The 12,631-nt window shown below is 29.4% G+C and carries 18 protein-coding genes; 2 read left to right on the top strand and 16 right to left on the bottom strand.

Annotation, left to right across the window (positions count from 1 at the left end):
* Positions 1-15: 15 nt before the first annotated feature.
* From IPH62_07020 to IPH62_06950, 15 genes are all read right to left on the bottom strand, one after another.
* Positions 16-1,935, bottom strand: coding sequence for a T9SS type A sorting domain-containing protein (locus IPH62_07020; GenBank protein ID MBK7105016.1), 1,920 nt, complete (start codon positions 1,933-1,935; stop codon positions 16-18).
* A 271-nt stretch (positions 1,936-2,206) separates the two neighbouring features.
* Positions 2,207-2,575, bottom strand: a complete 369-nt coding sequence (locus IPH62_07015; GenBank protein ID MBK7105015.1) for a DMT family protein — start codon at positions 2,573-2,575, stop codon at positions 2,207-2,209.
* A gap of 72 nt (positions 2,576-2,647) precedes the next feature.
* Positions 2,648-3,268, bottom strand: coding sequence for a protein-tyrosine-phosphatase (locus IPH62_07010; GenBank protein MBK7105014.1), 621 nt, complete (start codon positions 3,266-3,268; stop codon positions 2,648-2,650).
* A 17-nt stretch (positions 3,269-3,285) separates the two neighbouring features.
* Positions 3,286-3,987, bottom strand: a complete 702-nt coding sequence (locus IPH62_07005) for a cytochrome C biogenesis protein (GenBank protein MBK7105013.1) — start codon at positions 3,985-3,987, stop codon at positions 3,286-3,288.
* A gap of 8 nt (positions 3,988-3,995) precedes the next feature.
* Complete coding sequence (locus IPH62_07000; GenBank protein ID MBK7105012.1) at positions 3,996-4,364, bottom strand: thioredoxin family protein; 369 nt, start codon at positions 4,362-4,364, stop codon at positions 3,996-3,998.
* Between the two features lie 11 nt (positions 4,365-4,375).
* A complete protein-coding gene (locus IPH62_06995; protein MBK7105011.1) occupies positions 4,376-4,828 on the bottom strand; it encodes a rhodanese-like domain-containing protein in 453 nt (150 codons plus the stop codon).
* Complete coding sequence (locus IPH62_06990) at positions 4,825-5,067, bottom strand: TM0996/MTH895 family glutaredoxin-like protein (protein ID MBK7105010.1); 243 nt, start codon at positions 5,065-5,067, stop codon at positions 4,825-4,827. Before IPH62_06990 ends, IPH62_06995 begins: the two co-directional genes overlap by 4 nt.
* A 17-nt stretch (positions 5,068-5,084) precedes the next feature.
* The gene (gene arsM, locus IPH62_06985) at positions 5,085-5,888 is read right to left on the bottom strand and encodes an arsenite methyltransferase (GenBank protein ID MBK7105009.1); all 804 of its coding nucleotides are present in this window, start codon (positions 5,886-5,888) and stop codon (positions 5,085-5,087) included.
* 11 nt (positions 5,889-5,899) lie between these two features.
* Positions 5,900-6,985 (bottom strand): ACR3 family arsenite efflux transporter, encoded by a 1,086-nt coding sequence (arsB, locus tag IPH62_06980; GenBank protein ID MBK7105008.1) that lies wholly within the window; start codon positions 6,983-6,985, stop codon positions 5,900-5,902.
* 15 nt (positions 6,986-7,000) lie between these two features.
* On the bottom strand, positions 7,001-7,291 hold the full coding sequence (locus tag IPH62_06975) for a DUF2703 domain-containing protein (GenBank protein ID MBK7105007.1): 291 nt from the start codon (positions 7,289-7,291) through the stop codon (positions 7,001-7,003).
* Positions 7,292-7,300: 9 nt separating this feature from the next.
* Positions 7,301-7,735, bottom strand: a complete 435-nt coding sequence (locus IPH62_06970) for an arsenate reductase ArsC (GenBank protein ID MBK7105006.1) — start codon at positions 7,733-7,735, stop codon at positions 7,301-7,303.
* Between the two features lie 26 nt (positions 7,736-7,761).
* A complete protein-coding gene (locus IPH62_06965; GenBank protein MBK7105005.1) occupies positions 7,762-8,004 on the bottom strand; it encodes a TM0996/MTH895 family glutaredoxin-like protein in 243 nt (80 codons plus the stop codon).
* Positions 8,005-8,028: 24 nt separating this feature from the next.
* Entirely contained in the window at positions 8,029-9,330 is a 1,302-nt protein-coding gene (locus IPH62_06960; protein ID MBK7105004.1) for a permease, read from the bottom strand.
* A 53-nt stretch (positions 9,331-9,383) separates the two neighbouring features.
* Positions 9,384-9,731, bottom strand: coding sequence for a winged helix-turn-helix transcriptional regulator (locus IPH62_06955; GenBank protein ID MBK7105003.1), 348 nt, complete (start codon positions 9,729-9,731; stop codon positions 9,384-9,386).
* Positions 9,732-9,806: 75 nt separating this feature from the next.
* A complete protein-coding gene (locus IPH62_06950) occupies positions 9,807-10,346 on the bottom strand; it encodes a helix-turn-helix transcriptional regulator (GenBank protein ID MBK7105002.1) in 540 nt (179 codons plus the stop codon).
* 379 nt (positions 10,347-10,725) lie between these two features.
* Here IPH62_06950 and IPH62_06945 point away from each other — a divergent pair, with 379 nt between their 5' ends.
* Both IPH62_06945 and IPH62_06940 read left to right on the top strand, forming a co-directional pair.
* Positions 10,726-11,031, top strand: coding sequence for a hypothetical protein (locus tag IPH62_06945; GenBank protein ID MBK7105001.1), 306 nt, complete (start codon positions 10,726-10,728; stop codon positions 11,029-11,031).
* 9 nt (positions 11,032-11,040) lie between these two features.
* On the top strand, positions 11,041-11,700 hold the full coding sequence (locus IPH62_06940) for a hypothetical protein (GenBank protein MBK7105000.1): 660 nt from the start codon (positions 11,041-11,043) through the stop codon (positions 11,698-11,700).
* On the opposite strand, the gene IPH62_06935 is transcribed toward IPH62_06940, so the two are convergent.
* The gene (locus tag IPH62_06935; protein ID MBK7104999.1) at positions 11,673-12,629 is read right to left on the bottom strand and encodes a galactokinase; all 957 of its coding nucleotides are present in this window, start codon (positions 12,627-12,629) and stop codon (positions 11,673-11,675) included. The genes IPH62_06940 and IPH62_06935 overlap by 28 nt on opposite strands.
* Positions 12,630-12,631 lie beyond the last annotated feature (2 nt).

Raw genomic sequence — 12,631 nt, 5'->3', positions numbered from 1 at the left:
TTGTTTATAGTAATTTTATTTTAGTAAAATCATTCTCTGAGTTTTTGTTAATCTACCCATTTGAAGAGTATAAAAATAAATGCCACTCGGTAGATTACTTCCGTCAAAACTAATTTCATAATTCCCGGGGTTTTGTTTTTCATTAACTAATGTTGAAATTTCTTTTCCAAGAACGTCAAAAACGTTAAGACGTACAGACGTTAGAGCAGATGTATTGTCATTCTGGTCATGTGCCGGAATCTGATACTTTATTGTTGTAACCGGATTAAACGGATTTGGATAGTTTTGTGATAAATTAAATTCTTCCGGAGCGGAAATATTTACTTCAATTTCATCAGAATATTCATACTTTCCGTCAATATCAATTTGTTTTAATCGGTAAAAATATTTTCCGGCAATTTTTAATGATTGATCTTCATAAAAATAATATTTTGGCGAATTACTATTTCCGCTGCCTTCAACAAATCCGACTTTTTCCCATACTAAATTTTTACTACTAACTTCCGACTTCTGTTTTTCAATTTCAAAACCATAATTATTAACTTCTGTTGCTGTTTCCCAATTTAGAAGAATTTTATTTCCCTCAACATTTGCAGAAAATGAAGTTAACTCAACCGGAAGCGGCGATGAGCTTTCAAAAATTATTGCTCGCATTTCATAATCTTTTGAATAAGCACTCCAAGTTGTTCCGTTAAATGAATATGATCTTCCATGCGAAACATTGCTTACAACCATACTAACCGAGTTTACCGGAACTGTGTATCCAATAAAAAAATCATTTTGTAAATCATGCAATTCCGTATAATTTCTTAAATCAATTCTTGTAAACGGAAATGGATTATCTAAAGTTGCTTCCGGAGTTACGGAAAACGGCGTTATTAAATCTGTTCCGGGAACTCCATTATTATTGCTCCAAACATGAAAAAGCATATTTGAATTTGATAGATTTGAATCTCTGTAATTTCTTATTAATGCGTAAACTAATCTTCCGTACATATTTGTTGAAACTGAAATTTTAACTGCCACTGCAGCGGTTCCGGTTGTTGTTGCAACGGCATCAACAATTCCATCATCATAAGCTAAATAAGTTCCGGAAATGTATTTATATTGTGTCGCAATTGAAGTATCTGTCTGATTTGGAGACGACGCATTATCAACAGCTTTAATTTTGTAAGAAATCATTGAACCCGGATTTTGTGCGGGAATTGTAAAAGAGTAATTATTGCCACTTGTGTTTATTCCTGTAACTGAATTTGGTCCAACTCCATCAACATTATAGAATAGAGTTGAAGAATTTATTCCGGAAACATCTGTAATTTCTGCAATTACGATATTATTGTTTTGCGTTCCTTCATAAAATTGAGGTCCATCATGTACAATTAGCGGAGCAGAATTATCAATTGTTGAACCTAAAATTTCAACATCATCTATGTAAATTCCATCAGCAACAATATATTGATCGCTGTAAAATCTAAAACGAATTTTAACATTCGTATTTCCGGCGAAAGTTCCAATATTAAAAGTATATTTTTGCCAAGTTGATGAAACTCCGGTAAATTCCGTTAGTTTTACAAAACTTGTTCCGCCGTCTTTAGAAATTTCAACATAAACATAATCAAATGCATTTTCTAAATTATATTTTGCCCAAAAACTAAATTCCGCACCTTGATAACTGCTTAAATCAATATTTATGGATGTTGCGGAAGTACTTTGTATATTTGTATAATCACCACTTGGACTTTCAGCCAATGAATTTGACGCAGAATAATAATTTGAAGTTGTTAATCCCCAATTTCCGGTTAACACCCAATTTGTTGTTCCGGAACTGAAATTATCCGTAAACACTTGGGTTTGTGCATTTATTTTTAAAGCAGAAATCAAGATAATTATTATCAAGATTTTACCAAATCTAAAAATTTTGTTTAGTGTTTTCATATTAATTCATTTGATGTTAAAATATTATCAACAATTATTGTACCAAATAAAGATTTAGAAATATGCGTTTTTGAAAGGAATTTAATTGATTTGATTGGAAATTATGTAATAAAATGAATAATGTGTTTCAAATCACAACACAAATGATTACGAAAATTTTGCGGAATGATTAGTAAAATTGCCGGATTTGCTGACAAGTAAGCCAAATAAAATAATTCAGTTAAATGTGATTTTTATCTAAGAGAATGAAATTTTCAATTAATTCATGAAATTACTTTTTAAAAATGAAGTACACTGCCAAAACCAAAAATACAAATCCAATTATATGATTTGTTCTAAATGTTTCTGTTTTAAATAAAATCAGTGAAAAGAATGTAAATACAACCAGCGTTATAACTTCTTGCAAAACTTTTAATTCTACCAAACTAAAAGATCCGCCATTTCCGTTGTAACCAATTCTGTTTGCCGGAACTTGAAAACAATATTCAAAAAATGCAATTCCCCAGCTGATTAAAATTACAGCAAAAAGTCCGAGATTTTTAAAACCATCAATTTCTTTAAATTTTAAGTGACCATACCAAGCAAATGTCATAAATGTATTTGAAGCCGCAAGTAAAAGAATTGTATAAATGCTGTTCATTGTTTTCCTTTTTGAATTGAATAAAGATTAATTTCGAAATTATTTCCGTAAAATTAATTGATCAATTATATTTTAGTCAACTTTAATATTTTTGAAAACAAACAACATTTCAATTCCAATTTGCTCAAATCGTTCTTTATATTTTATTTCTTCTAAATCTGTATTATCAAATTCTTTGGGATCATTATATCTAATCGGGAATCTTTTTTCTGCACCAAATACAACGGGACAATTTTCATCTGCATCTGAGCAAGTCATTATTGCTGCAAAATTTTTCTGCGGATTAAAAGAATCTGAATAAACTTTTGAAAAACATTTTAAAGGATTTGCATTTTCGGAAAAGTGAACTAAATAAATTGGATTTTCTGATTCATCTAATTTGTCAATTTTAAATCCATATTCTTTAATAGCCTTTACAGCTCTTGGGTTAAAAGCTGTTGCTTCAGTTCCGCCGGAATAACATTTAATATTTGGAATATTATAAAAGTGTGTTGCCGTTTGAGCCCAAATTTGACTCATATGACTTCTTCTTGAATTATGTGTACAAATAAAAGTCAAGTTAACTTCTTCATTGTTAGAAATTTTGTTTGAAATGTATTCTGCAAATTCTAACAAAAGTTGTTTTCGTTCATCATTTATTGTATCAATATTTTGTTCAAGTAATTTTATGTTGTTAATAATTCTATCAAACATAATTAGTGAATCCTTTCTTAAAATGTTGTGAATACTAAATAAACACCGCCAAGAATAACTAATACTCCGCAAACTTTTTTTATCCAAAGTACTGCTTTAGATTCTTCAGACCAATTCAAATATTTTTGAACTTTTCCGGTTAATGTTCCCGCACCAACAATCACCGAACAATGTCCAATTCCGAACGCTAATAAAAATAATATTGCATGAAAATAATTTGTCTGTGCTGTTTGAAAAACAATTCCCAAAACCGGCGCCATATATGCAAAAGTACACGGTCCCAAAGCAATTCCAAACAGTAATCCTAATATTAATGCTGAAACTAAACCTTTGGTTTTTGTTTGTTTAAATCCAAAATTATTCCAATCAATTTTTATAAAATCTAATAAATATAATCCGACTAAGAAAAAAATAGCGGCAACAAAATAATTTCCGTAAACACCTACATCACCCATTAATCTTCCAAGCGATGCAGTTACAATTCCGATTAACGCAATTGTAATTAAAATACCAACGGAGAATATTAATGAGATATTAAATGTTCTTCCTATTGATATTTTCCCTTGCGAACTTATATATCCTACAACTAATGGAATACTTGATAAATGACATGGTGAAAGCAGAATTGATAAAACTCCCCAACCAAATGATGCAAATAATGCAATCCAATAATTTTCATAAAGTGAATTACTTAAAAATGTAAATATTTGCTCTATCATAAAATATTCTATTTCTTTTGTGTCAATCCTTTACTTAACAATAATTTATCAATTTCACTTTCCGGATAAAATCCTTCATGTCTAAAAAATTCTTTACCGTTTTCATCTAAAAATACTTGTGTTGGAATTAATTTAATTCCATACTTTGATGCATAAGGTTTTCCTTTTTCTGTCCAGACATCGTAAAAAATAACTTTTACTTGTTCACCAAACTTTTCTTCAATGGCTTTCATTACCGGCTGCATTTGCTTACAAGGAATACAATTCACCGAGCCAAGTTCAACAAAAGTAACTTTTGTTTTTTTTAATTCATTTTGTGCGTTAAAACTTGAATAAGAAAAACAGAGAATTGTTAATGCAAAAATTAGATTTTTCATTTTGTTCCATTTTATTTAATTGAGTTAAAAAAATTCTTTGCTTTGCCACCACGTAAATATTCTGCAAGTCCGGTTAAACCTTCTGATAAAAATTTACTTTTAAAACCTTTCAAAGTTAGAAAATGTCTTGCAAGTGCTGATCTTGTTGAGTGCGGACAAACTGTAATAATTATTTTTTCTTTATCTAATTCATTAATTCTGTTTGGCAATTCATTTATTGGAATTAATTTCATAAATCCAAACGACCATGTTTTATTTTCTTCAATAAATCTAATATCAATAACTTCTGCTTTTTTATCTTTAACAAGTTGAAGCATTTCTTCAATTCCTATACCCATTTCAGCAACTTCTTGATAATTATAATTTATTAAATAGTCTGAAAGTTCCGTCAATTCTGATTTAGTAGTTTCTTGCGCAAAATAAAATGAACTCGAAATCATTAATGCTAATATTACTTTTTTCATTTACTCTCCTTTAACCATGTTAGTATTTGATCATCTTTGGGAATAATTCCAAAACTTTTTACTTGTTCATTAATTATAAGTCCGGGCGTCATCATTATTCCATAATTTACCATTTCTTGAATATCGGTTACTTTTTCAACTACTGCATCAATATTATTTGAAACAACTAATTCTCGTACTTTACTTTCAAGTGTTTGGCATTTTTTACATCCGGTTCCAAGTATTTTTATCGATACCATTTTAACTCCATTTTCAATTATTTATTCTGCTTTTTGCCTATAACAGTTATACTAAAAATTCCAATTTCACTTTTTCTAAAAGTTTGAATTTCATCTTCATTCAAATATTCAGACAAAATATTATTTGGTAATTCAATCACTTTAGATTTTTTGATTTCAATATTTTCAAAACCGGTTAGCTTAATAATTTCTAAATATTCATTTTGCTGAATTGCACCCGAAACACAGCCGGCATACATTTCCGCTGATTTTTTTAATTTATCGGGCAAGTTTCCTTTGGTAACAATATCCGAAACACAAAAATGTGCGCCGGGTTTTAAAACTCTATAAATTTCTGAAAAAGCTTTTTCTTTATTCGGAACTAAATTTAATACACAATTGCTTAGTACAACATCAATAAAATTATTTTCAATCGGCAAAGATTCAATTTCGCCTAAAAGAAATTCAACATTTGTAAAATTTAATTTTGATTTATTTTGATTTGCTTTCTCTATCATTTCTTCGGTAAAATCCACTCCAATTACTTTACCAAAAGGACCAACCAATTTACTTGCGATAAATACATCATTACCGGCGCCGCTTCCAAGATCAAGCACAGTATCATTAATTTTTATTTCCGCAAATTCTGTTGGAATTCCGCAGCCCAAACCCAAATCAGCTTCTTCAAAATGACCATCGATATTTTTGTATTCATCGCCAATCATATTTACTTCATTCTGGTCCGAACCGCATCCGCAGCTGCATCCGCAATTACTTTCTTGAATTGCAATTGAGGCATATTTTTCTTTTACTATTTGTTTTACATCTTTATTTATATTCATTTTTTGTCTCCTTATAAACAAACATTTGGTGATTTAATATTTCCTTCTTTTACTTCATCTTTGAAATATTTTTTCTGAAAATACAGCGCAACATTCACAAGTGAAATTAAAACCGGTACTTCTACTAATGGACCAATAACCGCCGCAAATGCTTCTCCGCTGTTTATTCCGAATACTGCTATTGCAACCGCGATTGCTAATTCAAAATTATTACTTGCTGCCGTAAATGATAAAGTTGTTGTTTTAGAATAATCTGCACCAACTTTTTTACCCATATAAAATGAAACGAAAAACATTATTACAAAATAAATTATTAGCGGAATTGCAATTCTTACAACATCAAAAGGAATTTTTACAATATATTCTCCCTTGAGTGAAAACATTACAAATATCGTAAACAGCAATGCTATCAAGGTTATTGGAGATATTTTAGGAATGAATTTCTTTTCGTACCATTCTTTATTTTTAATTTTCAGCAAAATATATCGTGTTATCATTCCGCCGAAAAATGGAATTCCCAAATAAATTAAAACGCTTTCTGCTATCTGTCCGATTGTAATATTAACTGCAAAAGTTTGAAGTCCAAACCAAGAAGGCAGAATTGTTAAAAACACATACGCATATATTGAAAAAAATAAAACTTGAAATATTGAGTTAAATGCCACAAGTCCGGCGGCATATTCCGTATTGCCTTTTGCTAATTGGTTCCACACAATTACCATTGCAATACATCTTGCTAAGCCAATTAGAATTAAACCCGCCATATATTCCGGAAAATCTTGCAGAAAAATTATAGCAAGCAGAAACATTAATATTGGTCCAATTAACCAATTTTGAATTAGAGAAAGTATAAGTACTTTTACATCTTTGAAAACATCCGGTAATTCTTCATACTTAACTTTTGCAAGTGGTGGGTACATCATTAGTATTAAGCCGATTGCAATAGGAATGTTAGTTGTACCTATGCTGAATGAATCCCAAAATTTCGCGAACTGCGGAAATAAATAACCCGAGAAAACTCCCAAAAACATTGCGAGAAAAATCCACAACGTTAAATATCTATCTAAAAAAGAAAGTTTTTTTGTTAAACTACTCATATGTTTCCTTTCATTTTAATAATTGCATATTATGAACTTTTTAATTTCGTCAGCTGACGGCATTCCTTTAGGATAAACTCTGCATAATGGTCCTTCGATTTCGCACTTAACTTTTCCCATTAAATCTCTTCCATTTACAAGTAAAGAAGGACAACCAAAGCCCTTAACATTCATGTGTTCTTCATCCAAAACATTTTCAACATATTCAAGTTCAAAATCCAATTGAGAGATAGCCGTCTTAATGTTTGAAGCCATTTCTTTTACTCTGGGACATTTACTTACATATTGAAATTCTACAGTCAGCATAGAAATTTATTAGTTTTGTTGTTTTTTAATAAACTCAATTACCTTAGTTTTTATTTCATCTCTAATTTTTCTTGTTTCAATTAAAATATCTTCTTTTGTACCTACTAATTTAGAAAGATCTTTAAAACTCCACTGTATACTATGATTTGCACCTGGGAATATTGGACATCTTTCCGCAGCTTCTTTATCACATACTGGTATAACATATGAATAAAATCTTCCTTCTTTAAATAAATCGAAAACTATCTTTGTTTTATTGTTAGAAATATCAATTCCATCTTCATGCATTACTTCAACTACATTAGGATTTAAAATACCAGCTTCCAATCCTGCACTTTCTGCTATAAAATATTCTTCACCAAATTTATTTAAATATGCTTCTGCCATTTGGCTTCTTGCACTATTGTGAACACACACAAAAAGAATTTTTATCTTGCTGCTCATTATTATTACCTTTCTTAAATTATATCTTAAATATTATTTTTTAACCAATGTTCTAATGTAGATTTTGTTGGAATTTTCCCGCTCGATAAAACTTTTCTGTTTACAACTAATCCGGGTGTAATCATCACTCCGTAATCCATAAATTTATCGCGATTTGTAACTTTCTCAATTGTTGATTCGATATTATTTTCTTTTACAACTTCCTTCACAAGATTTTCCAGATTAAGACAATTTGGACATCCTGTTCCTAATATTTTTATATCCAACATTATTCCTCCATATATTTTTATTTCTTAAAAAAATTCTCCGAAAATAAATCCGCTTATTGTTGCCATCACAATTACCAGCGAAACAAAAACAATTGTTTTTTGTGTTCCCATAACACTTCTAATTACAAGCATATTGGGAAGTGATAAAGCCGGTCCCGCCAATAACAAAGCTAATGCTGGACCTTTTCCCATTCCGCTTAATAACAAACCTTGAACAATTGGAATTTCTGTTAATGTCGCGAAATACATAAATGCTCCCGTAACCGAAGCAAAGAAATTTGCAAATAATGAATTTCCGCCTACCAATTTTGCAATCCATTCATTGGGAATAATTCCATTTGGATTATTTTGCGAACCCAATAAAAATCCGGCAACTAAAACTCCCGCGCCAAGTAATGGCATAATTTGTTTTGCAAATCCCCAACTTTCACCAAGCCATTGATTTGGTTCGTCTTTAGAAAAAGTTAAGATAATAGAAGTTGAAATAACAGCGGTTATAAAGGGAATTAAAGGATTTGAATAAAACAAAATTGCAGAAATAATTACAATTGCAGTTCCAAAAATTACAAATAGCTTTTTTACTTTGATTATATATGCCAACGAAAGTGTAAAACCAACTCCAAATAAACTTGTGATAAACCATTTATTTGCAAACATTAAATACCAGAAGCCTTCTGGGTTATCTGATTTTCCCCAATTAACAAAAACTAAAATTGCAACAAGTATGAAAAAGTGAACTGCAGTTTGCCAAATTGGTCTTTCTTCCGGAACATCCGGCATCGCAAGTTGGGCAGATGCTTTTTCCTTTTCTTCCTTTCGATAAATAAATGACATTATCAAACCAATAATTATGCTGAAAGAAACTGCTCCTATTACACGAGCAATTCCAAGTTCAAATCCTAAAATTCTTGCAGTTAATATTATTGCAAGAATATTTATTGCCGGTCCAGAATATAAAAACGCAACAGCCGGACCCAATCCAGCACCGCGTTTATGAATACTTGAAAAAAGAGGCAAAACTGTGCACGAACATACCGCAAGTATAGTTCCCGAACCGGCCGCTACGATATACGCAACCCATTTTTTAGCTTTTGCACCAAAATATTTTACAACAGAAGCTTGACTTACAAAAACTGAAATTGTTCCGGCAATAAAAAATGCTGGGACTAAACACAAAAGCACATGTTCTTGTGCGTACCATTTTGCTAAAACAAAAGCTTCATTTAATGCAGATTTAAAATTTGCATTTTCTATCGGCATGTAGTATGCAAATATGAAAAATCCTAAAATCCATAAAAAACTTTTATACTGCTCTTTCCAATTCATTAGAATTACCTTTTTCAATTCGTTAAATAACGAATCATTGATTCAAAAAAATTTTATCTTGAGCAAACTATATTACGATCAACAATTTTTACTTTTTGCTTATCGTATATAATTTGTTGATCATCTGCTATCCAGAAATCCAAAGTTGAAAGAATGGAAGAAATTCTAGGATCAGAAGGATGAATATTAATTTGATAATTTACCCATTTACCATCTTTAATTTCAGTAATAAAGCCGGTCTCTTTTAAAATACTTAAATGTTTAGAAACGGTGGAAGCGGCTAAATTTAATACATCGGTAATTTCACAAACACAAAGAAGTTTACCTTGAAGCATTTTTAAAATTCTTAATCTATTAGGATCAGACAAAGCTTTAAATATTTTTGTATTATTTTTCAGCATAACTCATTTCGTTATTTATCGAAATATAAGTTATCTAAATTTACTTGTCAATAAATAATTATTTGTAAAATTTACTTATGAAAGGTTTTTCCCCAGCCAAAAACCAAAGTTGAGATTATCTTCAAATCCGTCGGACTGAAAAATTACACCTAATGATGCACCTATTGTGCAGTTCTGAATTAATTGTTCATCCATTAAATTTAAATTTGTTTCTACAATTCTTCTGCAAATTTTAACAATTTTAGAATAACTGGGTTTTGTGTAATCATCTGAAAGTTTTGATAAAATTCTCCAATCTTTTTCGTTAATCAATAATTTTCCATTATTTATCAAATAATTGGAATAATTACTTTTCAGCAAATTTTTAAGGGAATAAAACCTAAGTTTATTCATTAAAATAAATTCATCACTAATTTTTAATGCTGTTTTTAATTTTAAGAGTGAATCCAAAGTCGGATTTGCGGTTCCATTTTCTATTGTGGAAAGAACTGGTCTGGTTATTTTAGTTAATTTTAATAAATGTTCGTGATTATAATTTAGAGATTTTCGCGCAATAAAAATTATCAACGCAATATCTTCTTTAATTTTGCTATTTGAGGATAATATAATATCCATAATGTAAATTATATTTTACTTTTTAATAAAATTTAATATAAAGAAATTATTTCAAACAATTAAATAATATATTAGACAAAAAAATATATTTTTCAAATTGAATTTTTATTAAGTAGAAATGGATTGTAACATCTGAATATTTGCTGAATAATTTTCTTTTCAAATATTTCAGAAATTTTTATAATTATTTTTAATTTAATTATATATTTTATAAAATGTAAATTATATTTTACAATATTTGGATTATCTTAACATTTATATTCAATTTAAATAATATATATAAAATTTTGAATGTTACTTTTTAATAAATCATAAAAATTATGCTTTACAAAATCGAAATAAAATTGCATCTTAAATCTCCAATAAAAAGGGAGAAAAAATGAAAGAATCCATTTTTAAAGATGCGCATAATCATAAAATTGAAAATGAACAATTTGAGAAATACAGAAAAAATTTGAAGGAAAAAGGAAGACGTTTCAAAAATCATTTCCCAATTGAAACTTTTGATGTAAAGCAAGTTTTGGAATTAATTTCTAAAAAAAGTGTAGTTAGATTAGGAGTAGTACAAGGTTCAGACGAGAATGGTCAAAAAGTTTCAATGTTGGCTGCTTATAATTCAAGCGGTGTAATGGTTGGCAAAGGTTTACAAACCGGCGATCCTTGTCCCCCGCCAAAATGCGAATAGGAAATACTAATGCCTGAATATTTGTCTTTATTACGTGAACTAAGTGTTTATTCTATCTATGCGCTTTTTTTATTGGTTCTTATATTGGGTCTCTTTAATGGAAGAATTAGAAATAAAGAATTTATTTTGGTTTTTTATATTTGGCTTCCCATTGCTGTGGTTACGCAATTTTTTATGACGTATTACAGAGTAAATTTGGGCAAATCAAATCTTCCAATTATGAATATTTATTTGATGATAGAATTTACACTGCTCGTAATTATACTTTTAAATATTAAGAAAAATATTAAGGGTAAAAAGATTAATTACAAAATTTGGAGTTTTATAATCTTAATTGGTTTGGTTGTTCATTTTATTGATAAACTTGATACAATTCATGCTGCTGCAATATTATTTATTGCAGTAGTTTATTTTCAGCTTTCTATAAATAGTATTGATTTGGAAAAAATTGATGAATTGCTAAAAGATCCGTTTACAATTTTAAACATAACAATATTTGTTAAGGCTTTCGGATATTCATACTTTTTGATATACCAGACTGATTATACTTTTCCTCTCAGTATTTACAGCGGCGTAAATTTTCTTGTGCAAATATTATTTGCAGTAACTTTGATAATGTATTATAAAAATCACAATAAAAATTATAACATTAATACAGAACCAAATTGACGGATATTTATAATGTTAACAGAATTATTGCCGAATATTTTTTGCATAATTTGCTGATATTCTTTCACATTTTTTTGAGGAAGAAAAACTTGAATTGTTCCGGCAAATCCGCCTCCGTGAATTCGGCAAGAGCCTTCGCCGATTTTATTTAAATAATTTTCCGTAATTGCCAAAGCCAATGAAGTTGGCTGTTCTTCAATATTTTTTGTTGAATAAATATTTTGAAGAAATTTATAAGATGAATTTCCGGATTTAGTGACCAAACTTAAAAATTGATTTAAGTCATTATTTTCTAGCGAATTTATTTGTTCATCAACTCTAATATTTTCCGTCAAAAAATGATAAGCACGCAAAATAGATCTATCATTTATAGATTTTCTTAATTCATTAATATTTGCTAAAAATAAATCGAGATTAATTTCCGAACATTTTTCTTTGTTAAAAAAGTTTGCGACTTCTTTCATCTCTTTTGGAATTGCCGCATAATCATCTGTTAAATTTTGATGAGTTCCGCCGGTATCAACAACAATTATTTTATATTCAAATTCTTCTAATTTAAAATTAACTTTTTGAATTACCGGATTTTTATTATCGGCAAAATCTATTTTAATAATTCCGCCAACTGCACAAGCTGTTTGATCCATTAGTCCGCAAGGTTTTCCGAAAAATTTGTTTTCTGCAAATTGACCAATCTGCGCAATAACGTGAGCCGGAATTTCATTATTGTTGTATAGAAAATTTAAAACCGAACCAATTGCAACTTCAATTGAAGCTGATGAACTTAACCCGGAACCTTGTAAAACATTGCTTGTAAGTGTTGCATTAAATCCGCCGATTTTATATCCGCGATTTACAAATTCCGCAGCAATTCCGCGAATTAAAGAATTTGTTGTTCCAATTTCATTTTCTTGCGGAGAAAGATTGTTCAAAT

The organism is Ignavibacteriota bacterium, assembly GCA_016708125.1.
Taxonomy (GTDB): domain Bacteria; phylum Bacteroidota; class Ignavibacteria; order Ignavibacteriales; family Melioribacteraceae.
The sequence above is the reverse complement of the archived record's forward strand: the minus strand, read 5'-3'. Positions and strand labels throughout refer to the sequence as shown.